Source organism: Paenochrobactrum glaciei (assembly GCF_039522165.1).
Taxonomy (GTDB): Bacteria; Pseudomonadota; Alphaproteobacteria; order Rhizobiales; family Rhizobiaceae; genus Paenochrobactrum; species Paenochrobactrum glaciei.
This window is the reverse complement of the sequence record NZ_BAAADE010000008.1, coordinates 16,171-42,873: the sequence shown is the minus strand read 5'-3', so window position 1 is coordinate 42,873 and position 26,703 is coordinate 16,171. Positions and strand designations below refer to the sequence as shown.

Genomic DNA, 26,703 nt, shown 5'->3' with positions numbered 1-26,703 from the left:
AGGAAACGATAATGAGCGCGCTGACATGTATTTCGCCGGTTGATAATCAGGTCTTTGCTACGCGTGAACCGGTTTCAATTGAAGTGGCGCGCGCTATGATCCGCCAAGGTAAAACGGCTGGTAAAGCATGGGCACAACGCCCGCTGAGTGAGCGCCGCGATATTGTGATGGCTGCAATACATCGTCTTGGCACCGAAAAAGACGATGCTGCCAATGAAATGGCGCATATGATGGGGCGGCCGATTCATCAGTTTTTTGAGTTTAATGGTTGTCTGGAACGCGCAACCTATATGGCATCGGTGGCTGAAGAAGCCTTGGCGCCAATCATTATTGAAAACAGCCTGCAATTTGAACGCCGTATTGAGAAAGAACCGCGCGGGCTTGTGCTGATTGTTGCGCCATGGAACTACCCTTATCTGACCACGATTAACTCACTTGTTCCGGCACTGATCTCTGGCAATGCCGTGCTGATGAAACATGCAACTCAAACGCTGCTGGTCGGGGAAAGATTAGAGCGTGTTTTCAAGCAAGCCGGTCTGCCGGACGGGGTTTTGCAAAATATCTATCTCGATCATGAAACCAGTTCGGCATTGATCAGTGAGGGGCATTTCGGCTTTGTCAATTTCACCGGCTCGGTGGGTGGCGGCAAAGCAATGGAACATGCCGCGGCTGGCACATTCACACCTGTTGGCACCGAGCTTGGCGGCAAAGATCCGGCCTATGTGATGGATGATGCCGATATGGATGCAGCGGTGGCAGCATTGATGGACGGGGCGTTTTTCAATGCAGGTCAATGTTGCTGTGGTATTGAACGCATCTATGTACATGAAACACGCTATGAGGAATTTATCGAAAAAGCGGTTGCAGAAGTTTTGCGCTTAAAGCTTGGAAATCCTTTCGATAAAGATACAACCATCGGCCCGATGGCTAATGTGCGTTTTGCGAATGAAATTCGCCAGCAAATTGCTGAGGCGGTTGAAGCAGGTGCCAAGCTTCACATTCCGGCTTCTGCTTTTCCGCTAGATGATGGCGCAGCTTATCTGGCACCACAGCTTTTAACCGATGTGACCCATGACATGCGGATTATGCAGGAAGAAAGCTTTGGCCCGGTGGTTGCAGTGATGAAAGTGGGTTCCGACGAAGAAGCGGTCAGGCTCATGAATGACAGTTCTTTTGGGCTGACTGTCAGCCTCTGGGGGCAAGATGCGGAGCGCGTCGCACATTTGGGAAAAATGCTGGAAACCGGCACTGTATTTATGAACCGTTGCGATTATCTTGATCCTGCCATTTGCTGGACAGGCTGCAAGGATACAGGTCACGGGGTGACGCTTTCTATTCTAGGCTATAATGCCTTGACCCGTCCGAAATCCTTTCACTTGCGCAAAAACTAAGGCGAAGGAAAAAAGAAATGCGGGTTTGTATTATTGAAACCGGTCTGCCGCCAGAAGAGTGTCAGACGGAATTTGGCACCTATCCGGTGATGATTGAAAATTGGTTGAAACCAGCATTGCCGGAAGCCAGTTTTGAGACAATATCGGTGGTTTCAGGTGAGAAACTGCCGGAAAATCCAGCTGGTTTTGATGCTTATGTGATCTCCGGCTCCAGACACGGTGTCTATGATGAGATTGAATGGATTGCGCAATTAGAGGCATTTTTAGTCCGTTTGCGTGATGCAAAAATGCCCTTATGCGGTATTTGTTTCGGTCATCAGATCATGGCGCAGGCCTATGGCGGCATTGTCGAAAAATCGGATAAAGGCTGGGGCTTCGGCACGCAAAAATATCAGCTTCATAATGAGGATAATCCGGTGCTTGTTTTGCATCAGGATCAGGTGGTGCAAGCGCCTGAAAGTGCCAAATCTGTTGGCGGTAATGAATTTTGCCCGCTTGGGGCATTGCGCTATGATTTTCCAGCACTTTCAGTGCAGTTTCACCCCGAATTTTCTCCAGCTTATATCGCCGATATGGCTAAGCGTTTTCGTGGCAGTCGTTTTCCGGAACATATCGCTGATGCTGCCTTGGCAGATTTGCAATCGCAAGCAAATACATCCGTAAAAATGGCAAATGAAGTGGCAGAGCTTTTCCGCCAAAATCAGCATTAAGTGCTGCGATTTAATCATTTAATCTGTGGCAAAGAGCAGCTTTCTGGTGCTCTTTGCTCCCATTGTTGACTTATCCGCATTATACTCTTTATTTGAAACATTGCTAATTATAGCGCCGATAAAAGTGAATGAAGAGATGCAGCATTAATGCCGGATAAAAATAGCATGTTGGGTGGCTTCATATCTGTTGGGCTGCATCTTGCTGTTCTTGCATTTTTGCTTTTGACATTGCCAATTCCTGCTTCAAATAATGTGCCTGACAATGTGCCGGTAGAGCTGGTGGAGCCACCAGCACCCCCAGCACCTGCTTCAGTTGAACAAATTATTGAAGAAAGCGCTGAAGCTTCACAAGCGCCACAAGCATTTGAATCTGCATCCAATACGGATGAAGAAAAGACCGAAGTCGAGGCTTTAACGCCTGTTGAAACGCCACAACCTGAAGCAAGTGAAACAGCTGAGGATAATGTGCCGCAACAGGAAGAACAGGCTCAGGTGAGCGAACCGGTTTTAAGTACTGAAAAATCTGACACTTCAGTCGGTAATCAGGAAAAACCAGCAAAAGCCATGAAAAAGGCTAAGAAAATTTATTCTGAGGGCGCACTTTCCGATCCGCGTGTAAAGCAGGCCTTGGGACAACTCTCATCGACAGAGCGGGTGAGCCAGATTTGCGGCATTGAAGCTTTGGAACAAATTCGTCATAACCGCCCGAATACGCCACCGGATATGATGGCGCGTAAAGGTGGAGTGCTGACAGAAACCAGTTTGAAAATGTCAGGCGGTGCATTTCGCAGCCATTCGAAATGGTATGAATTAGATTTCAACTGTGAAATTGATGCCGCTGAAATGAAAGTTTCCTCATTTCGTTATTCAATCGGCGATGCGATTGCTGCTGCTGAGTTGAAGAGCAGAGGTTTGCCGTTAGATTAAAATAGGCTGAGCTATTACGCCCATATAAGAATAGATAAATTATAGTTTGGGATGAGGGAACTATATGACGCTCATTGCGTTTTAAATCTATTACACTTTACATAATACCGGACTGGGCGTAGCCTTTGATTGCTTGTTTTTTGAGCAGATGCGGGCAAGAAATTTTAAAATGCAAATAGGTTATCGAGTTTTTGCCGGTAACCGTGGAGGATGAGATGTTGAAAGTTAGTTTGGCTTTGGCTGCTGTGCTTGCATTGGCGGCCTGTACCACAACAGAAAAAGATTTGAGCATCGGCACCGCTGCAGGTGCTGCAATCGGTGGTATTGCCGGTGGTGGCAAAGGCGCTTTGATTGGTGCGGCAGCAGGTGCGGGTACGGGTTATTTGGTACGTACTTTGCGTAACGGTAAATGCGAATATCGTGACAGAAACGGTCGTATTTACACAGCTTCCTGCAAACGATAATTTCTATAAAAATAAGCCCCGTTACATGATCTGTGACGGGGCTTATGATTTTTAAAATTCAATTTCTGTTTTCAAAACACAATATCGTCACTTGTCGTGCCCTATATTGAGCTTATGATTGCTTGCGGCTTTCATAATACAGGAGAACGATTATGACGAGCATACCAGTAAAGACGGCGAAACGTAGCGTTGTCGTGGATGGTTTTACCAATAGTATTCTGGACCCTGATGAGTCGATGCTCGGGCCTTTGCAAAGTGGTGGCACAATTATTGCCAACACCGCACCCGGCTGCTGGGGGCCGATGATTACGCCGCGTTTGCGTGGTGGGCATGAGGTGACAAAGCCGGTTTACATTGAGGGCGCCGAGATCGGTGACGGTATTGTTATCCGCATCCGGGATATTACTGTCACATCTTTGGCAACCGCCTCCGGCAATGATAGTGTTTCAAATGTTTATTGTTTAGGTGATCCTTTTGTCGCGGCCAAATGCCCGACCTGCGATGAGGTCTGGCCGGAAACCCATATTGAGGGTGTTGGGCAGGATTCCGTTCGCTGTAATAAATGTGGCAATCCGATTAAACCTTTCCATATGGAGCATGGTTACACGGTGGTTTTTGCGGAAACGCAGGATGTGGGGGTTACACTCCATCAGACAGCAGCTGAGCGTATTGCCAAGGACGCAAACCATTATGCTTCTCTTCCCGATCAATCGGTTCAGCACTCCATCCTCAATTATGCTCCGGCAGATCTGGTCGGCGCAATTGTGCGTATGCGTCCGTTTTTAGGGCAATTAGGCACAACGCCATCCAAAGCCATTCCGGATTCTCATAATGCCGGTGATTTTGGCTCGTTTTTGATTGGTGCTCCACACCCTTATGCCCTCAGCCAAGAGGAGCTTTTGCAGCATAAAACAGACGGCCATATGGATATTGATGCCGTGCGGGCAGGGGCAGTTTTAGTGTGCCCTGTCAAAGTGCAGGGTGCAGGTGTCTATATGGGCGATATGCATGCGTCCCAAGGCGATGGCGAGATTGCCGGCCACACAATGGATGTGGCAGGCAGCGCCACACTTCAGGTTGAGGTGATGAAGAATTACAATAATGACGGGCCTGTTTTATTCCCGCTTGTTGAGGATTTGCCACCACTTGCCAAGCCGTTCAGCACCGAAGAAAAGAAGCGCGCGGCTAAACTGGCTGAGCAATGGGGCGTGACAGAAGTGGAAGAGGTGGCTCCGATTTCTGTGATTGGCACTGCTGCTAATATGAATGATGCGATTGCTAATGGCTTGAAACGGGCGGCTAAACTTCTTGGCATGACTGTGCCGGAAGTAAAAAATCGTGCCACGATTAATGGTGGTATTGAGATCGGCCGCGATCCGGGTGTTATTCAGGTGACATTCCTTGCACCATTACGCGCACTTGATAAAGCAGGTTTAGGCGACATTGCCCGCCAGCAATATAATCTTTGAAATAAAAAAGCGGAGCTTCGGCTCCGCTTTTTTACCTCTTGCATGTATTTGATTATGCACCTTTTGCCAAAAACCGTGCGATCACAGCTTGGCTGCCTTCGTGCCATATAGCATTGAGACTTGCACTAAATGCTTCAACAACAGCAGCATTTTCACTCAAATCATCATAAATCTCACGCATTTCCAGCCATGCGACAGGATTGTTACGGGCTTCAATGGCGCATGCTTGCAAGCGATCCCAATTCGGATCATTGGGAGCAATATCTTTGCCATTTTCGCTCGTTCCAAAACAATAGCGACACCATAAAGCCGATAATAAAATCAAGCCTGATGCGTTGCCACCTTGAGCGATAACATCCCTGATTGACGGGATGATAAATTTGGGCTGGCGATTAGAACCGTCTAAGCAAAGCCGTCGTATGGTGTCACCAATATCCGGATTGGAAAACCGCTCTACGATCAGGTTTTGATAGGCTGCCAGATTTGTATCGGGTACAGGCGGCACAACCGGTAGAATTTCGGTGCTTTCAATATGGTCGAGGAAGGCGCAAATTTGATCATCCTGCATTGCCTCATGCACAAATTCAATGTCGCGCAAACCAGCCGGATAAGCGATAATCGCATGACCGCCGTTGAGAATGCGGATTTTCATCGTCTCGAAACGGTGCACCTGATCGGTAAAAGTAACGCCGACTTTTTCCAACGGCGGCCGGCCGGCCGGGAAATTGTCCTCCATCACCCATTGACGGAATGGCTCGCATGTCACCGGTGCTTTGTCGTCAACCCCAAGTGAATGGGCAAGTTCACGCTCACGCATGCCGGTTGCAGGCGTGATACGGTCCACCATACTGTTTGGAAAGGCCACATTATCAGCAATCCATTGCGCAAAATCCGGATCGGACAATGTCGCAAGTCCGACGACCGCATCGCGTGTGACATTGCCATTATGCGGAACATTATCGCAGCTCATGACGGTAAAGGGTTTATAACCGCGCTGAAAGCGCAGTTTTAATGCCGCAATGATGGCACCAAAAGCAGTTTCCGGTTGCTCAGGATGCGCACCATCATGAATAATATCAGCGTGACTTGCGGAAAAACTACCCGTTTTAGGGTCAATATAATAACCACCCTCCGTCACAGTCAGCGACACGATACGGATCGTTTCTGTTGCCATAGCTGCGATCAAGGATTGGTTCGCTTTTTCGACAGGTAAAAAGTCGATCATTGCACCGACAATGCGCGCATTCACACCGTCCGGATCAAGTTCGATGACCGATGACATGTAATCCTGCGTGGCCAAGTCTTCGCGCATCTGCGCATCATTGGCGCGCACGCCCGCGCCGATGATCGCCCATTCATGCCGTTCACCAAGATTGAAGAGGTCATCCAGATAAACAGCCATATGGGCACGATGGAAATTACCGCAACCAATATGGACAATCCCCGCTTTAAGTTCTGAGCGGTTATAATTCGGGCGTTGGATTTTTGCGGGCAGTTGATCAAGCGTTGCATTTGAAATTTTCATGTCAGCTCATCCAATTGCCGCCATCGACATTATATGTCTGGGAAACGATGTAATCGGCATCTTTTGAGGCAAGGAAAACCGCCATTCCGGTTAAGTCTTCTGCTTGCGCCATACGACCAAACGGTACTTCAGCGCCGACTATTTTTTTCTTTTCGCCAATAGGCCGGTTTTCAAATTTCGCGAATAGAGCATCGACCCCGTCCCAATGCTCGCCATCAACGACACCAGGGGCAATCGCGTTGACGTTAATGCCATGTTTGATGAGGTTCAAACCGGCCGATTGGGTCAAGGAAATGACTGCGGCCTTGGTGGCGCAATAAACAGCTACCAATGCTTCGCCGCGTCGCCCCGCCTGACTGGCCATATTAATGATTTTTCCGCCCTTGCCACGCTCAATCATCGAACGGGCGACAGCTTGCATCGTGAAAAGTGTTCCTGAAACATTGATCGCGAAAAGCTTGTCGTAACTTTCGCGAGTAATATCAACGATAGGGGCGAGATCAAAAAGCGCGGCATTATTGATCAAAATATCAATACCGCCCCGTTTTTCTTCAATAGTTTTAATCGCTTCATCAATGCTTTCTTGGCTTGTTACATCAAGATGAACAGCGAAAGCCTGCGGGCCTATTTCTTTGGCGGTGGCTTCGGCAGCAGCCAGATTGATATCGGCGATTGCCACATGTGCCCCTTCGGCCACGTAGCGTGCGGCAAAAGCCTTGCCGATGCCGCGTGCAGAACCGGTGATGATGGCGGTTTTATCTTTCAATCTCATGACAAGGCCAGTCCTTCGCTGTCAAAGCGGTGAATTTGATGTTCTTGCGGGCTTAAAAATACATGATCGCCGCTATGCGAGGTAAAAGCGCCATCAACGCGCACATTGACGAGGCCATGTTCTGTCTGGACATGCAGATAGGTATCGGAGCCCATATGCTCTGCGAGCGTGACAGTGCCTGACCATAAGCCCTCATCATTGCTGACGGTTATATGTTCAGGACGAATACCGATTGCATGTGCATCTTTGGTGCTGGCTGGCGCACCTTCAATGAAATTCATTTTAGGGCTGCCGATAAAACCGGCGACGAAGCGGTTTTTGGGTTTGTGATAAAGTTCAAGCGGAGTGCCGATTTGTTCAATACGGCCTGCCTGCATCACCACAATTTTGTCGGCGAGCGTCATCGCTTCAACCTGATCATGGGTGACATAGATCATGGTGGTTTTCAGTTTTTGGTGCAGTTCGGCAATCTCAAGGCGCATGTTGACGCGCAGAGCTGCGTCCAAATTTGATAATGGTTCGTCGAACAGAAAGGCAGAAGGTTCGCGCACAATGGCACGTCCAATTGCGACGCGCTGGCGCTGGCCACCGGAAAGCTGCCCCGGACGACGGTCAAGATAGGCTGTCAGGTTTAAGGTTTCAGCTGCACCTTCGACCCTTTTGGTAATCTCGCTTTGCGCCATTCCGGCCATTTTAAGCGGGAATGCAATGTTTTTGCGTACGCTCATATGCGGATAAAGCGCATAAGACTGAAACACCATAGCCAATCCGCGTTTGGCAGGTGCCAGATTGCTTGCATCTTTGCCATCAATTTGGATATTGCCTGATGATATATCTTCAAGGCCTGCAATAAGACGCAAAAGCGTGGATTTACCACAGCCGGAAGGCCCGACAAAAACGACAAACTCACCCTTATTAATGGCAAGATCCAATGGGTGGATAACCTGCGTGGAGCCAAAGCTTTTTGTGACGCTTTTGAGTTCGATCTGTCCCATATTTTGTTCCTTTAAACCGCTTATTTGACAGCGCCGAATGTCAGGCCGCGCACCAATTGTTTTTGGCTGAACCAGCCAAGAATAAGAATAGGGGCAATGGCGAGTGTAGAAGCCGCGGAAAGTTTGGCGTAAAATAGTCCTTCAGGACTGGAGTAGCTGGCAATAAAAGTTGTGAGCGGCCCCGCATTGGCGGTCGTCAGATTGAGCGTCCAGAAGCTTTCATTCCATGCAAGAATGATATTCAGCAGCAAAGTCGATGCGATACCCGGAATGGCCATTGGCGTGAGAACATAGATGATCTCGGCGCGCAAATTTGCGCCATCCATACGTGCTGCCTCCAGAATTTCCACCGGAATTTCTTTGAAATAAGTGTAAAGCATCCACACGACGATGGGCAGATTAATGAGTGTGAGTATCGCGGTGATACCAATGAGATTATCAAGCAGGCCAGCATCGCGAAACAGCATATAGATCGGTATCAGCACACCGACAGCTGGCATCATTTTGGTCGACAGCATCCACATCAGCACATCTTTGGTGCGCTTGCCCGGAACAAAAGCCATCGACCATGCGGCCGGAATGGCGATGATTAAAGCAACGACGGTTGATCCCAGCGAAATAATCACTGAATTGCGGAAATGCAGGAAGTAATTCGAGCGCTCTTGTACGGTGCGGTAGCTTTCAAGCGTCCAGTCGAAAAACAGGAATTTAGGCGGACTGGCAATGGCATCGGCCTCCGTTTTGAACGACGTCAAAATGGTCCAAAGAATTGGAAAGAAAATGATCAGTGCGATGCACCACGCCAAAAGGGTGAATGCAAGATAACGTTTGGTGCTGGTGTTACGGTTGCTCATCTCACATCTCCAGATTGCGACCGATCATCCGCATCAGGAAAATCGCAACTATATTTGCCAAAATAACCGCAACGATACCGCCAGCCGAACCAAGCCCGACATCAAATTGCAGCAGTGATTGTGCGTAAACGAGATAGGTCAGATTGGTGGAAGACGTGCCGGGGCCGCCATTGGTTGTCACCAGAATTTCTGCAAAAACAGATAACAGGAAGATTGTCTGGATCAGGATAACGACGGTTGTTGCACGCGCCAGATGCGGCAGCATGATATAATAAAACCGTGAAACTGGTCCGGCGCCGTCCATTTCGGCTGCTTCCAATTGTTCGCGGTCAAGTGATTGCAATGCGGTCAAAAGAATAAGCGTTGCAAAGGGCAACCATTGCCACGCCACAATAATGATGATCGACAGCAAAGAATATTGCGCAAGAAAATCAATCGGCGCGAAACCAAGACTGCGTGCAGCCCATCCGAATAAACCGTTGACCGGATTAAAAAACATATTTTTCCATACCAAGGCCGACACCGTTGGCATGATAAAGAAGGGTGCAATCACCAGCACACGAACGATGCCTTGTCCAAACATCGGTTGATCCAGCAATAAAGCCAGCAAAGTGCCGCCGATTGTCGTGATGGCCAGCACGCCAAGCACCAGTATTAATGTGTTGAAGAGGGCAGGCCAGAAGGCAGGATCGGTGAAAAAATAATGGTAGTTTTCAAAACCTGAAAAGCTGACCGCATCAGGCATTAAAAGATTATAGCGCAGAAATGAAAACCAGATGGTCATGGCCAGCGGTACGATCATCCATAATAATAGCAGGATGACAGCAGGCGAAATCATCAGGCGACTTGCCGAGCGTGATGCTTGTGTGGCCATGGGTTTTTACCCTTGTCTGAACTTTCATGATTGTAAACGATGATGTATCGCGTAAAAAAATCATGATGGAATGTCGTTGATTGCCGGAATGCACAAATGCGGTTTTCATAGCCGCATATAGCGAAAGACACGCCCCTTCATTTGACTGAAAGGGCGGGTCTTTGAATTGTTTGCGCTTACTTGATGTAACCACCGCGTGTCATTTCGCGGGTTGCCAACTGCTGTGCAGTGGCTCTGGCCGCATCGCCGGTGACACTGCCTGCCAGCGCTGCCGAAAACTGCTGTCCGACAGCTGTACCAATTGCCTGATATTCGGGGATGGCGACAAACTGGCCACCCGTATAAGGCACATCCTGAACGGATGGTGTTTGTGTATTGGCTGCCATGATTGCATCCAATGTCACTTTGGCAAATGGTGCCGCCTTCAGATATTCAGGATTTTCATAAAGTGAAGTACGGGTGCCTGGCGGTACATTGGCAATGCCTTCTTTTTCGGCAACCAGATCAAGATAGGCTTTCGATGTTGCCCAAGCGACAAATGCCTGTGCTGCATCGGCTTTCTTGGAGGTTTTTGGAATAGCAAGGTTCCAGGACCAGAGCCAGTTACCGTGATTATCGATGCCTTCACCGCTTGGCGATTTGGCAAAACCGACCTTATCGGCAACGGTTGAATCTTTCGGATTGGAAATGAACGAGGAAGCAACCGTTGCATCAATCCACATGCCGCATTTACCGGTCTGGAACAAAGCCAATGTTTCGTTGAAACCGTTGGAAGATGCACCTGGAGGGCCAAAATTGGTCATCAGGTCAAGATATGTATCAATGGTTTTTTTCCACTCAGGACTGTCAAACTGTGGCTTCCAGTCCATGTCGAACATACGGGCACCCATGGAGTTGGACATGGCTGGCAACAGCGCCATGTTTTCACCCCAGCCAGCTTTACCACGCAAGCAGATGCCAAAAACACCGGCGCCTTTGTCGGTCATTTTTTCTGCTGCTTCACGCACGAATTCCCAAGTCGGGTTTTCAGGCATTTTCAGTCCGGCTTTTTCCATCAGATCAGTGCGATACATCAGCATCGAACTTTCTGCATAAAACGGCACCGCATAAAGCTTGTCGTCCAAGCTGACGGATGCCGCAACGGCCGGCAGAATATCTGCGGCGTCGTAGTCGTCACCAAGCTTTTCAAGTGGCAGAAGCCAGCCTTGTTTGGCCCAAATCGGCACTTCATAATTGCCGATCGTTAGGACATCATATTGACCGCCCTTTGTAGCAATATCTGTCGTGACACGTTGACGAAGTACATTTTCTTCTAACGTGACCCATTCGACATCAATGTCTGGATGAAGTGCTTTAAACTCGGACATAAGACCCTGCATACGGATCATGTCACCATTATTAACAGTTGCGACCGTGATGGTTTCCGCGCTTGCCGCTACCGACAGTGCAGCCATAAAACCGGCGCCAACCAATCCACGTATAGTTACCGACATTTTACCCCTCCCAGAGAATATTGAGCAATTATTCGATCGTTGGTCAAATATTCGACAGCGACACAATTCTGTCAAGTTCTATTTCTGGAAATGCCTGTAACAAAGCTGTAACCTCATACAAAAGCATAAGGAACCAAGCATCGCGATCGTTAGATCACGACTGAAGGATGGTTTGAAATTGTGAAATAAGCGGGCAACGAGATGGCTTGGCCGAGTCGTTTTATCCGCTGATATTATAAACGGGCACTAAAGCAGTGCCGTCGCAGTTGCCTCATCGGTCACCAGACCATTGATAATACGCCCGTTGAGCGCACCGCGTATGGCATCAATTTTACTGGCACCTGCCGCAATGCCGACAGCTAAGCGCTCTAATCTCGGCTCCACACGAATTCCGGCCATCCGGCCATGAATTTCACTGTCGATATAATGACCATTGGCATCATAAATATGTCCGGCGACTTCACCGATCCCACCAAGGGAGCGCACTTCGCTCAATTCTTGCTCGCTGACAAAGCCGTCAAGGAAGAGGGGAGCCTGATTGTTCATCTGGCCAATGCCGACAAAAATCGCATCGGCTTTTCGCCCCAAACGATGCACTGCCTGCACAGGTTTTAAAGCAAGAAAGGCATCACGTTCTTCGCGATTGCTGCTGATGACAGGAACCGGCATTGGATAATGCGGAGCATTCAAACGCGATGCGATATAGAGAATAACTTCAAACATGGTTGCAGAACCATCAATTGAAATATTTCCGATCAGCGACACTAAACGGTGCCTGTCGCAGGTACCTTCCTGCAATTCATCAGACATCGCACGTAACGCGCGGCCAGTGCCGACACCGATGACCTGCGGCTCTGCCCGCGCTAAAACTTTTTCAAAAAGCGACGCCGCAGCAGGAGCGATAACACGGGCTGGATCAGCGCTTACGCCGAGCATGGGCGCAACACGACATTCAATAAGCCCGTAACGATCACGTAATCGGGCTTCTAATTCCAAGCAAGCCGCGAGCGGATGTTCAAGTCTTACTTTGATCAAGCCATTGGCAACAGCACGGCTGACAAGACGCTGTGCGCGTTGGCGCGAGATGCCCATTTCGGCAGCAATCTGGTCTTGTGTCATGCCACCGGCATAATAAAGCCAACCTGCACGTGCAACAGCATCGTCGGATTTCAAATCGCTATCAGGTCGGTTTATCGGGGCAGCACTCATTGAAATTTCTGTTCTAATAATCGCTGGAAATTTGAAAAGTCATCAAACCGGAAGTCAGGCCGTGCATCATCCGATTCGTAAAGATCTTGCCCTTTCATATGACTTCCCCCTGTAAAGTGCCAGACTTTCATGCCTGCCGCGCGCGCAGCCCTTATACCGTTAAGGCTGTCTTCAATTACAAGACAATGCTCAGGCAAGACCTTCATCTTGGCGGCGGCATGAAGGAAAAGATCGGGCGCAGGCTTACCGTTTGCAACCATGCTGGCAGTAAAAAGCCGGTCGGCTGTTAAGCCGCGCAAACCGGTCAGCTCCAGTGATTTCTCGGCACGGGGCAAACTGGATGAAGTGGCCACACACCATGGTAACGTGGCAGTGCGCAACACCTGCTCAACACCAGGAATGACCTCCAGCATTGTATCAAAAGCTTTTAAAAGCTGCTCACGATATTGATTTTCAAAGGAAGGCGGCAGTTCAACGCCGAAATCCGAACGAATGGTAGAAAACACCGTTGGATAGCTGCGCCCCAGAAAATGTTTTGCCACATAATCGCGATCTATATCGATGCCGATTTTCGAGAGTTCTTTGATCAGCATTGTGGCGCTGATAATTTCACTATCAATTAATACGCCATCACAATCAAAAATGATGAGATCAATAATTTTGACCACCTCGTCCTCTTACACCCTGACCAAAGACTACATCATGTTATGCAAAACGTGAAAGGCAAATAATCTGCCAGAAGTTACGAAAAAGACGTCGGATTTTGGCATGGATTTCCAATAATCTTATCCTTTATCGAAATTCTTTTATTGATAGGCAAAAGCTATCAATAAAAGAATTTTAATTGATTTGGAAAATTGCAAAATAACCACTATATGCACTGCAGACACCATTCTGATAGGAGTGCATCAATGGCAAACGTAAATACACAGATCAAACCTTTCCTCGCGCAGGCCTACCGTCAGGGCAAGTTCATTTCCGTGACTGAAGAAGATGTATTGGGCAAATGGGCCGTCTTTTTCTTCTATCCTGCCGACTTCACTTTTGTTTGCCCGACAGAATTAGGTGACGTTGCAGATCATTATGAAGAACTGCAGAAAATGGGTGTGGAAGTTTATTCCGTGTCAACCGACACACATTTCACCCACAAGGCATGGCACGATTCTTCCGAAACAATCGGCAAGATCAACTACACCATGCTTGGCGATCCAAGCGGTGTTGTAACCAACAACTTTGGCGTTATGCGTGAAGGCCAGGGTCTTGCAGACCGTGCAACTTTCATCGTTGATCCGGATGGTATCATTCAGGCTATGGAAATTACTGCTGAAGGTATTGGCCGTGATGCGTCTGATCTGGTTCGTAAAATCAAAGCTGCGCAGTATGTCCGTGCGCATCCAGGTGAAGTTTGCCCTGCAAAATGGCAGGAAGGCGAAGCAACTCTTGCTCCTTCACTCGATCTGGTTGGCAAAATCTAATTTTGTTCAAACATTAAAACTCAGGCGGCTGGCTCCCACAGCCGCCTGATGACTGTCATCGTTTTTTTGTAGAGGAATAAAGTATGCTCGATACGAACTTGAAAACCCAGCTCAAGGGCTATCTGGAACGTTTGGTTCGTCCGGTTGAAATCACGGCTTTTACCGGTGAGGATGCTAAATCACGCGAGCTGATGCAGCTTCTTGAACAAATTCGCGAACAGTCCGATAAAATTACCATCAAGCATGGCGAAATCGCAGGGGCGCGTATTCCCTCTTTCGCACTCAATGCGCCAGGTGAAGATATTCATCTGACGTTTGCCGGCCTTCCGCTTGGCCATGAATTTACCTCACTGGTGCTGGCACTGCTTCAGGTTGGTGGTTATCCGCCAAAGGTTGAGCAGGCGCTGATTGATCAGATCCGTAATTTAAAAGGCAATTTCCGTTTTGAAACTTACTATTCGCTGTCTTGTCAGAACTGCCCGGACGTTGTGCAGGCGCTGAATTTGATGGCTGTTTTGAACCCTGGCATTGAGCATGTCGCCATTGACGGCGCTCTGTTTCAGGAAGAAGTTTCTGAACGTCAGGTTATGTCTGTCCCGTCGATTTTCCTCAACGGTGAAGTATTTGGCTCTGGCCGTATGGGCGCAGAAGAAATTCTGGCTAAAATTGATACCGGTGCCGGTGCGCGCGCTGTCGAAGCAATCAACGAACAAGCACCTTTTGATGTGCTGATTGTTGGTGGCGGTCCTGCCGGTGCGGCGGCTGCCGTTTATGCGGCACGAAAAGGTATCCGCACTGGCATTGTGGCTGAGCGCTTTGGCGGTCAGGTGCTGGATACGATGTCGATTGAAAACCTGATTTCTGTGCCGCATACGGAAGGGCCAAAGCTTGCCCGTGCGCTGGAAGAACATGTTCGCCAGTATGACGCAGAAATTATCAATGGCCAGCAGGCTGTGAAGCTTGAGCAGATTTCAGCTGGTTTCAAAGTAACACTGGCATCAGGCGCAAGCTTGACCGGTACTTCGGTTATTTTGTCGACCGGTGCACGCTGGCGTAAAATGAATGTGCCGGGTGAACAGGATTATATTAATAAAGGCGTTGCCTTCTGCCCGCATTGCGATGGCCCTTTGTTTAAAGGCAAGAAGATTGCCGTGATCGGCGGCGGTAATTCGGGTGTGGAAGCAGCCATTGATCTGGCAGGTCTTGTCAGCCACGTCACACTGATTGAATATGATAAAGTTCTGCGTGCTGATGATGTGCTTCAGCGTAAGCTGAAAAGCCTGCCGAATGTAACGATTTTGACGTCTGCCAAAACCACTGAAGTGACCGGTGATGGCAAGCGCGTCACTGGCTTGGTCTATGAAGACCGCGTCAGCGGTGAAGTGCATAAGGTTGCGCTGGAAGGCATATTTGTGCAGATCGGCCTCGTGCCGAACACTGAATGGCTTAAAGATACATTGTCGCTCAATGAACGCGGTGAAATCATTACGGATATTTACGGCTCCACTTCAGTGCCGGGTGTGTTTGCTGCGGGTGACTGTACAATTGCGCCTTATAAGCAAATTGTGATTGCGATGGGTGAAGGTTCGAGAGCATCGCTTGCCGCTTTCGACTATCTGATCCGTTTGCCAGCGGAAGAAAAGGCGGCTTAAAGCCGGCTTATTATGAACCTTCGTGATCTGGAATATTTAGTTGCGCTGGCCGAACAGCGCAACTTTCACCGTGCGGCTGAAAGATGCTTTGTGAGCCAGCCAACGCTGTCGACACAAATTCGCAAGCTTGAGGAAGAGCTCGGTGTTGCTTTATTTGAGCGTTTGCCGCGCGGTATCATTTTAACGCAAGCCGGTGAGGCTGCGGTTAAACGGGCGCGCACTGTCCTTCATGAAGTGGCACAAATACGTGAAGAGGCGGAAGGTTACGCCAAATCTGGCACACAGCGCCTGCATTTAGGCGTGTTTCCCACTCTCGGGCCTTATCTTTTGCCCCATGTCGTAACACGCTTTATGCGTAGCTTTCCTTCCATGGAAATTTTGCTGACGGAAGAAAAAAGCACGGTTCTCATCCAGCGTTTGCTGGACGGGCAGATCGATACCGCTTTGCTGGCACTGCCAGTGGATTATCCGCAGCTGACAGGTGTTAAGCTTTTTAACGAGCCGTTTCGGCTGGCTGTGCCAGCGAAAGACGCGATGGCAAAGAATGAAAAATTGTCATCCAGCGCTTTATGCGGGCAACGTGTTTTGTTGTTGGAGGAAGGGCATTGCCTGCGGGATCAGGCATTGGCACTGTGTCATCGTTATGGTGCGCATGAGTATGATGATTTTCGCGGCACCAGCCTTGAAACTTTACGGCAGATGGTCATTGCTGGTATGGGACTGACATTGTTGCCGCAATTGGCTTGCGGCAAACAAGGAGCTGACCAACAAATCTCTTATCTGCCTTTGGAAACGGATGATTTCCGGCGTGAGATTGGCCTGTATTGGCGAAATTCCAGCAAAAAGAACGATGTTATGCGCAAACTTGCTGCTTTGATTTCGCAAGTTGGGTCTGAAATTATGGATGCTTCAATCAAGCCTTAAAGCGATCCATTGCAGTTAAGCGGATTGATAGTGGCTCGGCATCTTTCCAGCGGTAAATATCTGTGCGCAGATAATCCAGTTCAGCCGCATAGTCGGTTTCATCTACTTCCGTCCACCACGCTTTCGGGCGCCCATCTGTGCCATCAGACCAACGATAGCCTCTTTTTTTTAAATGATCTTTTAAATCAAAGGGGCTGTTTTCGGCATAAATGCGGATGCGAGATTCGCGGCTTGCTTGTAGAAGCTCGGCAAAGGGAATTGTTTTGTTGCGTCCGACCGGTTGCACCATAACTTCCAATAAAGCATGGCAATCATCAGTGGCGCGGTGCCCGTTATGAAAAAGACCTGCTTGTCCGACTAAATAGCCAAGCTTGCTGCCCTCAAAGCCAAGATCAGCCCATTTAATTTCCGCAACAGAACAAGCCCATGCCTTTGATGCAAAGAGGGGGGAGAGTTTTTCGCAAAATGGCCGGTCAAATTTGGCATTATGGGCAATGATTAAATCTGCCGGTGCAATCATGGCCTCGATTGCTTTAATGTCGAGCACTTGTCCTTGCACCATTTCATTGGTGATGCCTGTAATGCGGGTGATCTCGGCAGGTATAGGAATTGTTGGCTGCTGCAAGCCGTTGAACACGCCAACCACATCACCAAAACTACCGTCATCATTATAGGTAAAGGCGACGGCACCAAACTCGATGACCTGATCTGTCTGATGGCTGAGGCCGGTTGTTTCCGTATCAATGACAATGGCCAATTTTTCAAACGGGCTGTCTTGTCTTGCTATAATCGGGCGTGGGGTTAGTTGGCGCAGAATACGAAAGCGGCCAGTTTTTTCTAACCGGCTTGCCAAAGCTTCATCCGTATCGACGGGTTTTGTCTTTGATTTTACCTGTGATGAAAGTGTTGATTGGGTGTCCGCTAACTGATCTGTCTGGGCGTCAAACATATCGAATTGGCTGGCAGTCGATTTCATATTACAGGCTTTCATATCGGCAGTGGTATATATAAACATGGTTAAGGCAGTGCTCTATAACATAAATATGTGCTGTTTGAGACCTGCCTGTTGATTTTAACCACATCTTGAGATTGATTTAGTTTCCTCTCCAATAAATACGTTTGACTTGCAATGTTTTTTAAAATTTGAAAAGCGTTCAATAATATGTACTATTATACAATAAGATCAGTATATATTTATATAATGGTGTTGCATCTGAGGTTATACAAGTATGAGTTTTATTCTGCCAATTGTATGTTTGTGAGGAAAAATGCATTTAGCCCCTAACAATACCCTGCAAAGCACAGATTGTGAGCCTAAAGCAGATACAAAATTAGCTAGCAAACTGAATGCGTTGAACATGTTTCCTATTACGCAAACATCAATTTTTATGAATAAGGACATTCATATTGTCCGCTCGAGTCATGAAATGGCAGAATCTTCAACAGTTTGTTTTGCCTTGACAGAGGAAGCCCCCTACCATTTTACCTATGGAGCAGGATCGGGTTTATGGCTTATGATGCCATTAAATATTGCCAATGCTAAGGTCAGGTTTAACGATCTTGAGGAAAATTTCACTATTGCTCCCAATGATGTTTTTATAAACAGTAATCAGGCGCCCATTGATTTTCACCTGGAAAACTCCATCACAGCTTTTCATGTTTTTATAAAAAGTAGTTTGGTGGAAGAGGCTATTGGAAAGTTTTATCAATCGGGTAAGTATAAAATTTTGTTTCCAGCTAATATTGCTAGAAGTAATTCTACCATTAGCATGCTGGTGCAATCACTAAGAAATACTTTAAAAAATTCCGCGCAAAAGAGTGAACTCTTAATGGAGTATATAGCGCGTGCATTGGTTGTAGAGTTTTTACGTAAATTCAGTGAAGAAGCGCTTGAACCAGCATTTGATGGTGTAAATGATGCGCTAAATCCAAGTCAATTAAAGCGCGTAGTTGAATATATTGACGCCAATCTTACCAGCAGTATCAGAACAAATGATCTTGCCGCGATTGCAGGTGTAAGCCGTACTAATTTTATCAAGCGTTTTAACTCATCAATGCATTGTACGCCTGCGCGGTATATTTTTTTAACCCGTATCAAGCGCGCTCGTAAGCTTTTAAAGCAATCTGATTTATCAATCTCATTTATTGCCGTGGCTTGCGGCTTTTCAGATGTTGCACACTTATCAACGTCCTTCCGGCGCGAGACTGGTGTCACCCCCAGTGTGTTTAGAAAAGAGCGTCATGCAGAAGAAGATTAATATCTCTTTTCCGTACATATTTTTGGCCATGTGAATGATAATGTCTACTCGTCACTGGAATGAGAGCTTCTAAAAGTTTGATATTAGCTGGCTTCGGTACAATTGAGTTTAAACTTGACAAAATGATGCAACTATTTATGTCATGGCTTTTAGGCAAAGCGATCTGAGATCCAATTACCCAAAAGCCATCACCCAAAATGGTTTCGTAAAAATTGCGTCAGGTTTAGCATTGGAAGTGAAGTTGAATGGTGCAAGTCCGGCAACAGCTTGTTGAAGTGCGGCGGAGACGCTTGTGTCATCCATAATATGCTCTGACGATGAAGATCCTCATGCGTCCCTCACTCAGATTATTGAACACTCCTATGGAGAATTGAAAGCTTACGCACGCCGTAAAGTCGGCGATGATACGATTGCGGAAGAACTGGTGCAGGAAGCCTGCCTGAAACTGGTAACATCAACAGGCGAACAACCACTTAATCCGCGTGCCTATCTTTATCGCATTGTAGGCAATCTCGTCGTCGATCATTATCGCCGTAAGGCTCGTAATAATGCCAATTTTGTGCTGTCAGAAGCGACAGATCCGGCAGATGAACGCCCTGATGCCGAGCGCGAAGTAATTGCGCGGCAGAGGCTTGCTATTCTGGTTCAGGCGGTTTCAGAGCTACCGCCGCGTTGCCGGGAGTGTTTTGTTTTACGTCGTTTTGACGATTTATCCCATGCAGAGATTGCTGAGCGTATGAATATCACGCGCAGCGCAGTTGAAAAACATTTAGCGGTGGCCACGGTTTATTGCGCGCGGCGTTTGAAGGCTCATGAATAATTTTAACTTATACTTGCGGTTTTCATATTTTGAAACGTCTTATCAAGTGACCGTTTATAATAACTGGTCTGTACTTTCCTCGGATGATGGGGCAAGCCGGTCATGATGTCGGATAAGGTTGAAACAGATAAATTGCAGGAAGCTGCTGAATGGTTTTTTCGGCAGGACGGTGGGCCATTATCGGCAACCGATGAGGTGCTTTTTCAAAATTGGCTGATAGCGAGTGAAGAAAATCGAGCGGCCTATGCAGAAATTTCCGGTACATGGCATGAGCTTGCTCATGTGCCCGATATATCGTCTGCGCCTCATCTGTCGCCATCAATCATTACAAAAAACCATTGGTTTCGTGCACCAATGCCGGTTGCTGCTGTTTTTAGCTGTTTTTTTCTGTTGCTCGGCGGCGCATGGTATAGTGATTTTGCAACGCGTATCTCTGCTGATGGCTATACCGAAACAGGGGAAGTGCAAACCCTGCATCTGCCTGATGGCTCCACTGCCGAGATGAACAGCGGCACTGCGATTGCCGTTCACTATTCATCAAGCGAACGGCGTTTACGTCTTCTCAAAGGCGAGGCTGTTTTTACAGTCAGTGCCGATGCGCAGCGCCCATTCGTGGTTGAAGCCAATGGCGGTGAGGCAACCGCACTGGGCACGGTCTATGCCGTGCGTGATGATGAGAAGGGGGCTACAGTTACGGTTGTAGAAAGCCATGTAGCAATTGCTGCTTTGCCGGAAGGGCAGAATGTGCGGCTTGGCCCTGATCAGCGGGTTTCCTATCAAAATGGCATAATGTCTGCGGTTCAGTCGGTTGATGCGCAATCAGAAACCGCATGGAGACGCCATAAGCTGATCTTTGTTGATAAGCCGCTTGGCGATGTGATTGATGAGTTGAACCGCTATCATAAAGGCATGATCCGCATCGTTGACAGTTCCATCAGTACCCGACGGGTAAGTGGTGTGTTTGAAACCAATGATATTGTTGCTGTCATTGATACTCTCAAAAAGTCCTTTGGTTTCAATGATACCAGACTTGGAAATCTGGTGATTTTAATCCACCTATAAAAAATTTTATTATTTGTTGATTTTTTTACTCCGGTTTTATCGAGCCCAAACGTCATAGCCACCGAAAGCACATTCACCCGGTTTCGGGGTGATATAGGAAGACAGGGGCTCTTGATGAATTCTCGATTTGCAATGCCGCGTTGCGGGCACTCCCGATTGTTTGCATTGTTGATGGCAACAGTGTCTGTTGCTGTGTTGCTGCCGGCAACAACGCAACCGGCCATCGCGCAGCAGAAAACAGCCTCTGTGCAACATTCCATCCCGGCTGGCCCGTTGCCGCAAGCGTTAAACCGTTTTGCTGATGTTTCCGGCTTACAGCTTGTTTATGATGCAGGTGTTACCAGCAAGTTGCGCACCAAAGGCTTTAACGGCAAAGGCACAAATACCGAAATTCTATCTGCGCTTTTGTCGGGCACCGGCCTTATCTGGCGCTCAACAGGTGCAAATTCCGTCACCATTGAAAGCCCTTCCGTCGCCGCAAATGCGGAGGGCGTGGTTTTAGCAGATGATGGTTCTATCAATCTAAACACGATTACAGTCAGCAATGGCGGCATTTTGGGCAGCCATGCTGATACTTATCAAACTGCGGGTTCGGTCAATTATATTTCCGCGCAGGAAGTTGAGCAAAAACGCGGAACATCAGTTGGCGATTTTATCTCCGGCATTCCGGGGGTTTTGAATGGTGACAGCCGAAATTCCGGCGCGCTTGATGTTAATATTCGCGGCCTGCAAGGGCAGGGTCGCGTGCCGGTTGTTATTGATGGTGCAAGTCAGGAACAAACCGTTTACCGCGGCTATAATGGCGCACGCTCTGGCAGCTTTGTCGATCCTGATTTTATCAGCGAAGTTTCCATTGAAAAAGGCGCCAGTGGCGCAGCGGATGCGAATGGTGCCATTGGCGGTGTTGTTCGCATGACAACGCTGGGTGTGCATGACATTCTATTGCCGGATCGTCAGTTTGGCGTGCGCGTGCGTGGCGGGTTCAATACCAACAGTACTTCAGCACCAGCTGTGATGACCGAAGGCGGTATGAAAGGTGGGTGGTACCAGCCTGGCACACAACCTAACCTTCGTGATGGCGGTAATATGGATCGGCCATCTTTCTTAAACCCAACCGGTGGAAATGGCAGTGTCGCGGCGGCCTTCAGCTCGGATTTTGTTGACTTTGTTGCGGCATATGCCAAGCGCAAAAACGGCAACTATTTCTCCGGCAAACATGGCAGCGGCCAGCCATATTTTGTTGATAAAAGTACCGATCCGGATTTTCCGAATATTGGCTTTGATGGCCTGTCGCCTTGGAAGGGCGGAGAAGAAATTCTCAACACCTCCATGGAAAATGAATCCCTCTTATTCAAGGGTAACTTCCAGCTTGGCATTGATCACGCATTGGAGCTGAGCTTCATGCGCTATACCAGTGAATTTGGTGAAATTATGCCGACACGTATCGGCACACACACCAGTGCTATTGGGGTTTTCCAATCAGAGCCTGATACGCTTGACCTTAAAACCTATAATGCCCGCTATCGTTGGTCGCCCGAAAGTGATCTGATTGATTTGAAAATCAATGCATTCCGCACCGATATGGATCATCGCGCAACCAATCTGTTGCCGGGTTGGGGTGGAGTAGTGTCGACATCGGTCAACTATGCGCAAACCATTCGTAACGGGATTAATGTTTCCAATGAAAGCTTAATCGAAGCTGTACCAGGTGAGTTTCGTCTGGAATATGGCGGCGGCTGGCAACATGAGACGCTTGGACTGCCAAAAGACATTGATGATAAGCAATGGGTTATCAACCATTCAGAGTTTCCGCCACGTTCCGGTAAACGCACCGAGAAAAATGTTTTCATGAACGGTAAGTGGGAAATCAACCCGCAATGGAAGGCAGCAGCCGGTATTCGTTATTCCAGTTTCCGCACATCTGATGACAATAACAGCATGAAGATGATCGGCAATTGGCCGAACTTTGAATATGAGCTTATTCCGGGCAAGGTGACCCATGTTTCGGGGCATGGCATCTCCAATCATGCGTCACTGAACTGGGAGCCGCTGGATGATTTGCAGCTTTATGGCCGTTATTCAGACACAGTTCGTATGCCGAGTATTTTTGAAACGCTTAAAGGGTTCTCAACGGCTTATCTTCCGGCAGGACTTGAGCCGGAAAAGGCCAGAAGTTTCGAGTTTGGTGTCAATAAAACCTTTGAAGATCTAACCGGTAACAGTGACCAGTTCCGTGTTCATGCGGCTTATTATAATAACCATATCAAGAACTATCTGACGCGTTCGAATGTCATTTATGACGAACCGATTGCAGGTTATGTGGGTGGTCTTGGTATGATCAATCTGGATTATGCCAAGATGGCTGGTATCGAGCTGAGCGCTGATTATCAGATTGGTAATTTTACCGCGCGTTTAGGCTGGAACCATACAATAACTTCGCGCTTTTGTGCCAATCCGGGTACTTTGTGGCAGCAGGAGGCGCTTTGTAGCGAAGGCGGTTTTGCCAATAGCTATGCGCTGCAGCATGTGCCACCAAAGGACACTGTAACGCTGGAGCTTGGTTATAAAATGTTTGATGATCGGTTGATGCTTGGTACGCGTGTTTCGCATTATTCCCATCGTTTTACTGAAAGCACGACTGCAACCCAAAACGAAATTCAGCCGGGAAAGTGGAAGCCTTACACATTGGTTGATGTTTTTGGCAGCTATAATTTCAATGAAGCAACAAGGCTGGATTTCGCAATCGATAACCTGACGGACAGATATTATATGGATGCGCTTAACGCGGCTCTTATGCCGGCACCAGGCCGCACCTTCCGCCTCAACATGACTGCAAAATTCTAAAATCATCTTCCAAGAGGGAGTACATGTCTCCCTCTTGGAATACATAGCTCAAAGCCATTATTCATTTATCTCACACTCGCAGAGAGGCCTGAGAGAACGCCCATCCAGCCAACAGCTTCGGCCACATTGGCGCAATCAAAGCTAATCGTGGTTGCATCTGTGCGTTTCGCACATGGGATGATTGCCATCTGATCGGCAAGCAGAGGAGAGTTCATGATGAACTCTGCATGGATGCATCCGGTAAATGGTTTCCAAGTCTTCAGTTCATTTTTACGCTCAACAGCTCTTTGGGCTAAACCCCGGATCAGGGCGCGGGCATTATGCACAGAGATCTGACGCGCAGCGCGATTGCCGAGAGCGGTTTTAACGGTTGCAAATTCTGCATTCGGAAAGAACGGGCGGTTTTCTAATTCTGTTTGATCATCGCCGCTGATTAAGGCAACAGGGACGCCCAGTTCACCGGCATAAGCGCCATAAAAACCGGGCTCACCAACGATATGCCCATTGAGCTTAATTGTGCGGAAGGCAAAGCCATTGGTGGTATGCGCCAACACACCATATTGTGCAGCGCTTGCATGGTGGCCAGTGAAAAACAGCATATCAAAGCTTTCATCCAGTCCGGCTGCCATATTAAATTTCTTTGGGCGCCCCAGAATAAGCTCTGCTGAAGGATGCAACAATTCAGGAATAATATTGACCATCGGACCATGAGAGTCATTGACCAGAATGTAGTCTGCGCCACCCGCTAAAGCACCTTCAATGGCAGCATTGACTTCTTCTGTCATCAAACGACGAGCACGTTCATATTCAGGATTTCCAGGTTGTCCTTGCTGTGAAGTTACGACACCAGCAACACCCTCAATATCCGCACAAATATAAACTCTCATCTCGTCCTCCGTTTTTTAAATGCCTGTTATTCATGCCCTCACAAAACAACAGAATATGAAATGAGTACAGCAGTTTCACCTATAAATTCAATAGAGTTACCATCGACTGCTCTATCAGGCTGCATTGCTATGATGTTCAAACTCCTAACTTGAAAAAGAAATTTCGCAACGCATGGTGAAAAAGATTTTCAAAATTATATATTTTTGATAGGATTTTTATCATCTGAAGTTGAAGGGGAAATCAGTGACACTTGCCGCGCTCATTGAAGCACAGTGGATAAATTTAACAGCCAATCAGCAAAAAATTGCTGATTATGTGCTGACTAATCCTTTTCCTGTCGCAACAATGGGTATTGAGGAGCTTGCAGCCGCAACAGAAACCTCAACAGCGACGATTACCCGTTTTGTCAAAGCGCTAGGGCTTCATGGTTACACCGAGTTTCGTAACCATGCTGTGCAAGGTTATCAGTCACTGTTGAAGCCGGTTAAAAATGTCGATCGTGCCCGTCACATTCCGCCCAAACGGGTTGTGGAAGATTCCTTCGCCAATGCCGTCAAACTGCTTAAAAACATCTCTCAGCAGGCTGATAATCCGGTTTGGGAAAGCACAGCACTGCGTATTTTAAGTGCACAGCGCATTGCGTTTTTAGGCTTTGGCATTAGCGGTAATTTATTACAGCTTTTTGCTGACAGGTTATTACCTTTCAGCCGTGCGCAAATCATGCTCACTGGTGACTGTGGCCTTGAGCGCGTTGCCTTAAAAGCGGCTGGCCTGACCCCAGACGATCTGCTGATTGCCATGGCTTTGCCTCGTTACTCGCAAGCAACCGTTGATTTCATGAAAATTGCACGTGGACGTGGCGCTTATTGTGTGGCGATCACGGATGGCGCAAATTCCCCATTAACGGCTCTCAGCAACGAACAAATTTTCATTCCAGCTGAGCATCCGGTTCTGCATGGATCCGGTATTGCTGCTTTGGCGGCGTTTGAGGCTATTCTTGCCATTCTGGCAGCGCATCATCAAAGCGTATCGGATGCTGTCTCATACACCCGTTTTCTGATGCCTTATTTTTATGCGGATGATGATGGCATCTGCAAAACAAACCCACGATCTCTTAAAACCATCTGAGGAATATGATGTCTGAAATTACTCCCGTAATTGCACTTCATGGCGGTGCAGGAACCATTTTGAAAGCCAATATGACGCCAGAGCGTGAAGCTGAGTATCATGCAGGCCTGAAATCCTGTCTGGAAGCTGGCTTGAATGTTCTCAAGCAAGGCGGCAGTGCGCTTGATGCGGCAACAGCTGCTGTTATGGCGCTTGAAGACAACCCGCTTTTCAATGCCGGGCGTGGTGCTGTTTTAACCACAGATGCAACCCATGAAATGGATGCGGCTGTTATGGATGGCGCTACACGCCGTTGCGGTGCGATTACCGGTATTTGCGGCCCAAGACATCCGGTTTTGGCAGCACGTGCGGTGATGGAAAAAACCGAGCATGTGTTTCTTGCAGGTGAGGGTGCCAAGCGTTTTTGTAAAAATGCAGACCTTGAAATGATGGAACCGGAGTGGTTTTCAACGCAGCAGCGCCTTGATGCTTTGAATGCGGAAATGGAACGCCGCCGTTTAGGCCTGGCAGATGATGGTGATCCAGCACGTAAGCACGGCACAGTGGGTGCTGTTGCGCTTGACAAGCACGGGCATATTGCAGCGGCAACATCAACCGGTGGCATGACCGCCAAAACACCGGGCCGTGTTGGCGACAGTCCGGTTATTGGTGCCGGCACTTGGGCAGATGATAAAACAGCTGCGATTTCTGCGACCGGTCACGGTGAATATTTCATTCGCTGGGCAGTTGGTCACGAGATCGATGCACGTATGCGTTGGGCAGGCCAGAGCCTTGCACAGGCTGCCGGTGATGTTGTTGAGGAACTGGGCGAACTTGGTGGTTCCGGCGGTTTGATCGCCGTTGATGCGAAAGGTAACATTGAATTACCATTCAACAGTCCGGGAATGTATCGTGCATGGTGTGGTGCTGATGGTGTCATCCATACCGGCATTTACGGTAAGCAAGACTAAGCCATCTTAATATATCCCT

Annotated in this window: 24 protein-coding genes; 14 read left to right on the top strand and 10 right to left on the bottom strand. The window is 48.1% G+C overall.

Annotation, left to right across the window (positions count from 1 at the left end):
- Positions 1–11: 11 nt before the first annotated feature.
- The 5 genes from ABDZ76_RS14590 to ABDZ76_RS14570 all read left to right on the top strand — a co-directional run bounded on the left by ABDZ76_RS14590 (position 12) and on the right by ABDZ76_RS14570 (position 4,961).
- A complete protein-coding gene (locus ABDZ76_RS14590; protein WP_343806904.1) occupies positions 12–1,391 on the top strand; it encodes an aldehyde dehydrogenase family protein in 1,380 nt (459 codons plus the stop codon).
- Between the two features lie 17 nt (positions 1,392–1,408).
- Positions 1,409–2,101: a type 1 glutamine amidotransferase gene (locus ABDZ76_RS14585; RefSeq protein ID WP_343806901.1), complete on the top strand. Its 693-nt coding sequence runs from the start codon at positions 1,409–1,411 to the stop codon at positions 2,099–2,101.
- Positions 2,102–2,248: 147 nt separating this feature from the next.
- Positions 2,249–3,028 (top strand): DUF930 domain-containing protein, encoded by a 780-nt coding sequence (locus ABDZ76_RS14580; protein ID WP_343806898.1) that lies wholly within the window; start codon positions 2,249–2,251, stop codon positions 3,026–3,028.
- Positions 3,029–3,243: 215 nt separating this feature from the next.
- The gene (locus ABDZ76_RS14575) at positions 3,244–3,492 is read left to right on the top strand and encodes a YMGG-like glycine zipper-containing protein (RefSeq protein ID WP_343806895.1); all 249 of its coding nucleotides are present in this window, start codon (positions 3,244–3,246) and stop codon (positions 3,490–3,492) included.
- A 152-nt stretch (positions 3,493–3,644) separates the two neighbouring features.
- Positions 3,645–4,961, top strand: a complete 1,317-nt coding sequence (locus ABDZ76_RS14570) for an acetamidase/formamidase family protein (protein ID WP_343806893.1) — start codon at positions 3,645–3,647, stop codon at positions 4,959–4,961.
- A 52-nt stretch (positions 4,962–5,013) separates the two neighbouring features.
- Here the strand turns inward: ABDZ76_RS14570 and ABDZ76_RS14565 are convergent, their stop codons facing one another.
- The 8 genes from ABDZ76_RS14565 to ABDZ76_RS14530 all read right to left on the bottom strand — a co-directional run bounded on the left by ABDZ76_RS14565 (position 5,014) and on the right by ABDZ76_RS14530 (position 13,351).
- Complete coding sequence (locus ABDZ76_RS14565; RefSeq protein WP_343806890.1) at positions 5,014–6,486, bottom strand: mannitol dehydrogenase family protein; 1,473 nt, start codon at positions 6,484–6,486, stop codon at positions 5,014–5,016.
- A 1-nt stretch (position 6,487) separates the two neighbouring features.
- Entirely contained in the window at positions 6,488–7,258 is a 771-nt protein-coding gene (locus tag ABDZ76_RS14560) for an L-iditol 2-dehydrogenase (protein WP_343806887.1), read from the bottom strand.
- On the bottom strand, positions 7,255–8,253 hold the full coding sequence (locus ABDZ76_RS14555; RefSeq protein WP_343806884.1) for an ABC transporter ATP-binding protein: 999 nt from the start codon (positions 8,251–8,253) through the stop codon (positions 7,255–7,257). The genes ABDZ76_RS14560 and ABDZ76_RS14555 overlap by 4 nt, the downstream gene beginning before the upstream one ends.
- A 20-nt stretch (positions 8,254–8,273) precedes the next feature.
- Positions 8,274–9,107: a carbohydrate ABC transporter permease gene (locus ABDZ76_RS14550; RefSeq protein ID WP_343806881.1), complete on the bottom strand. Its 834-nt coding sequence runs from the start codon at positions 9,105–9,107 to the stop codon at positions 8,274–8,276.
- A 1-nt stretch (position 9,108) separates the two neighbouring features.
- Positions 9,109–9,981, bottom strand: coding sequence for a carbohydrate ABC transporter permease (locus ABDZ76_RS14545; protein ID WP_343806878.1), 873 nt, complete (start codon positions 9,979–9,981; stop codon positions 9,109–9,111).
- 176 nt (positions 9,982–10,157) lie between these two features.
- On the bottom strand, positions 10,158–11,474 hold the full coding sequence (locus tag ABDZ76_RS14540; RefSeq protein WP_343806875.1) for an ABC transporter substrate-binding protein: 1,317 nt from the start codon (positions 11,472–11,474) through the stop codon (positions 10,158–10,160).
- 246 nt (positions 11,475–11,720) lie between these two features.
- Entirely contained in the window at positions 11,721–12,683 is a 963-nt protein-coding gene (locus tag ABDZ76_RS14535) for a sugar-binding transcriptional regulator (RefSeq protein WP_343806872.1), read from the bottom strand.
- Positions 12,680–13,351, bottom strand: a complete 672-nt coding sequence (locus tag ABDZ76_RS14530; RefSeq protein WP_343806869.1) for an HAD family hydrolase — start codon at positions 13,349–13,351, stop codon at positions 12,680–12,682. Before ABDZ76_RS14530 ends, ABDZ76_RS14535 begins: the two co-directional genes overlap by 4 nt.
- A gap of 243 nt (positions 13,352–13,594) precedes the next feature.
- On the opposite strand from ABDZ76_RS14530, the gene ahpC reads away from it, so the two are divergent.
- The 3 genes from ahpC to ABDZ76_RS14515 all read left to right on the top strand — a co-directional run bounded on the left by ahpC (position 13,595) and on the right by ABDZ76_RS14515 (position 16,734).
- On the top strand, positions 13,595–14,158 hold the full coding sequence (ahpC, locus tag ABDZ76_RS14525; protein ID WP_184224240.1) for an alkyl hydroperoxide reductase subunit C: 564 nt from the start codon (positions 13,595–13,597) through the stop codon (positions 14,156–14,158).
- An 83-nt stretch (positions 14,159–14,241) separates the two neighbouring features.
- The gene (gene ahpF / locus ABDZ76_RS14520) at positions 14,242–15,810 is read left to right on the top strand and encodes an alkyl hydroperoxide reductase subunit F (RefSeq protein ID WP_343806862.1); all 1,569 of its coding nucleotides are present in this window, start codon (positions 14,242–14,244) and stop codon (positions 15,808–15,810) included.
- A gap of 12 nt (positions 15,811–15,822) precedes the next feature.
- Complete coding sequence (locus ABDZ76_RS14515) at positions 15,823–16,734, top strand: LysR substrate-binding domain-containing protein (RefSeq protein WP_343806859.1); 912 nt, start codon at positions 15,823–15,825, stop codon at positions 16,732–16,734.
- Here the strand turns inward: ABDZ76_RS14515 and ABDZ76_RS14510 are convergent.
- Positions 16,724–17,710, bottom strand: coding sequence for a 3'-5' exonuclease (locus ABDZ76_RS14510; protein ID WP_343806856.1), 987 nt, complete (start codon positions 17,708–17,710; stop codon positions 16,724–16,726). The two genes, ABDZ76_RS14515 and ABDZ76_RS14510, sit on opposite strands and share 11 nt — an antisense overlap.
- Before the next feature lie 292 nt (positions 17,711–18,002).
- Between ABDZ76_RS14510 and ABDZ76_RS14505 the strand changes: the two genes are divergently transcribed.
- The 4 genes from ABDZ76_RS14505 to ABDZ76_RS14490 all read left to right on the top strand — a co-directional run bounded on the left by ABDZ76_RS14505 (position 18,003) and on the right by ABDZ76_RS14490 (position 23,718).
- The gene (locus ABDZ76_RS14505) at positions 18,003–18,992 is read left to right on the top strand and encodes a helix-turn-helix domain-containing protein (protein WP_343806853.1); all 990 of its coding nucleotides are present in this window, start codon (positions 18,003–18,005) and stop codon (positions 18,990–18,992) included.
- A gap of 292 nt (positions 18,993–19,284) precedes the next feature.
- Positions 19,285–19,812, top strand: coding sequence for an RNA polymerase sigma factor (locus ABDZ76_RS14500; RefSeq protein ID WP_343806850.1), 528 nt, complete (start codon positions 19,285–19,287; stop codon positions 19,810–19,812).
- A gap of 102 nt (positions 19,813–19,914) precedes the next feature.
- The gene (locus ABDZ76_RS14495; protein ID WP_343806847.1) at positions 19,915–20,874 is read left to right on the top strand and encodes a FecR family protein; all 960 of its coding nucleotides are present in this window, start codon (positions 19,915–19,917) and stop codon (positions 20,872–20,874) included.
- A gap of 114 nt (positions 20,875–20,988) precedes the next feature.
- Positions 20,989–23,718 carry a TonB-dependent receptor gene (locus ABDZ76_RS14490; RefSeq protein ID WP_343806844.1) on the top strand — a complete coding sequence of 910 codons (2,730 nt, stop codon included), beginning with the start codon at positions 20,989–20,991 and terminating at the stop codon, positions 23,716–23,718.
- 65 nt (positions 23,719–23,783) lie between these two features.
- On the opposite strand, the gene ABDZ76_RS14485 is transcribed toward ABDZ76_RS14490, so the two are convergent.
- The gene (locus tag ABDZ76_RS14485) at positions 23,784–24,605 is read right to left on the bottom strand and encodes a M55 family metallopeptidase (RefSeq protein ID WP_343806841.1); all 822 of its coding nucleotides are present in this window, start codon (positions 24,603–24,605) and stop codon (positions 23,784–23,786) included.
- Between the two features lie 244 nt (positions 24,606–24,849).
- Here ABDZ76_RS14485 and ABDZ76_RS14480 point away from each other — a divergent pair, with 244 nt between their 5' ends.
- Positions 24,850–25,734, top strand: coding sequence for a MurR/RpiR family transcriptional regulator (locus ABDZ76_RS14480; protein WP_343806838.1), 885 nt, complete (start codon positions 24,850–24,852; stop codon positions 25,732–25,734).
- 8 nt (positions 25,735–25,742) lie between these two features.
- Entirely contained in the window at positions 25,743–26,684 is a 942-nt protein-coding gene (locus tag ABDZ76_RS14475) for an isoaspartyl peptidase/L-asparaginase family protein (RefSeq protein ID WP_343807057.1), read from the top strand.
- Positions 26,685–26,703: the final 19 nt, after the last annotated feature.

What these genes read in the sequence shown, in the direction of transcription:
- ABDZ76_RS14475 (WP_343807057.1), top strand. Translation starts at nt 25,743, where the DNA reads ATGTCTGAAATTACTCCCGTAATTGCACTTCATGGCGGTGCAGGAACC.
- ABDZ76_RS14545 (WP_343806878.1), bottom strand. Translation starts at nt 9,981, where the DNA reads ATGGCCACACAAGCATCACGCTCGGCAAGTCGCCTGATGATTTCGCCT.
- ABDZ76_RS14515 (WP_343806859.1), top strand. Translation starts at nt 15,823, where the DNA reads ATGAACCTTCGTGATCTGGAATATTTAGTTGCGCTGGCCGAACAGCGC.
- ABDZ76_RS14495 (WP_343806847.1), top strand. Translation starts at nt 19,915, where the DNA reads ATGATGTCGGATAAGGTTGAAACAGATAAATTGCAGGAAGCTGCTGAA.
- ABDZ76_RS14505 (WP_343806853.1), top strand. Translation starts at nt 18,003, where the DNA reads ATGCATTTAGCCCCTAACAATACCCTGCAAAGCACAGATTGTGAGCCT.
- ABDZ76_RS14570 (WP_343806893.1), top strand. Translation starts at nt 3,645, where the DNA reads ATGACGAGCATACCAGTAAAGACGGCGAAACGTAGCGTTGTCGTGGAT.
- ABDZ76_RS14580 (WP_343806898.1), top strand. Translation starts at nt 2,249, where the DNA reads ATGCCGGATAAAAATAGCATGTTGGGTGGCTTCATATCTGTTGGGCTG.
- ahpF (WP_343806862.1), top strand. Translation starts at nt 14,242, where the DNA reads ATGCTCGATACGAACTTGAAAACCCAGCTCAAGGGCTATCTGGAACGT.
- ahpC (WP_184224240.1), top strand. Translation starts at nt 13,595, where the DNA reads ATGGCAAACGTAAATACACAGATCAAACCTTTCCTCGCGCAGGCCTAC.
- ABDZ76_RS14485 (WP_343806841.1), bottom strand. Translation starts at nt 24,605, where the DNA reads ATGAGAGTTTATATTTGTGCGGATATTGAGGGTGTTGCTGGTGTCGTA.
- ABDZ76_RS14560 (WP_343806887.1), bottom strand. Translation starts at nt 7,258, where the DNA reads ATGAGATTGAAAGATAAAACCGCCATCATCACCGGTTCTGCACGCGGC.
- ABDZ76_RS14590 (WP_343806904.1), top strand. Translation starts at nt 12, where the DNA reads ATGAGCGCGCTGACATGTATTTCGCCGGTTGATAATCAGGTCTTTGCT.
- ABDZ76_RS14555 (WP_343806884.1), bottom strand. Translation starts at nt 8,253, where the DNA reads ATGGGACAGATCGAACTCAAAAGCGTCACAAAAAGCTTTGGCTCCACG.
- ABDZ76_RS14585 (WP_343806901.1), top strand. Translation starts at nt 1,409, where the DNA reads ATGCGGGTTTGTATTATTGAAACCGGTCTGCCGCCAGAAGAGTGTCAG.
- ABDZ76_RS14535 (WP_343806872.1), bottom strand. Translation starts at nt 12,683, where the DNA reads ATGAGTGCTGCCCCGATAAACCGACCTGATAGCGATTTGAAATCCGAC.
- ABDZ76_RS14565 (WP_343806890.1), bottom strand. Translation starts at nt 6,486, where the DNA reads ATGAAAATTTCAAATGCAACGCTTGATCAACTGCCCGCAAAAATCCAA.
- ABDZ76_RS14540 (WP_343806875.1), bottom strand. Translation starts at nt 11,474, where the DNA reads ATGTCGGTAACTATACGTGGATTGGTTGGCGCCGGTTTTATGGCTGCA.
- ABDZ76_RS14575 (WP_343806895.1), top strand. Translation starts at nt 3,244, where the DNA reads ATGTTGAAAGTTAGTTTGGCTTTGGCTGCTGTGCTTGCATTGGCGGCC.
- ABDZ76_RS14550 (WP_343806881.1), bottom strand. Translation starts at nt 9,107, where the DNA reads ATGAGCAACCGTAACACCAGCACCAAACGTTATCTTGCATTCACCCTT.
- ABDZ76_RS14510 (WP_343806856.1), bottom strand. Translation starts at nt 17,710, where the DNA reads ATGAAATCGACTGCCAGCCAATTCGATATGTTTGACGCCCAGACAGAT.
- ABDZ76_RS14490 (WP_343806844.1), top strand. Translation starts at nt 20,989, where the DNA reads ATGAATTCTCGATTTGCAATGCCGCGTTGCGGGCACTCCCGATTGTTT.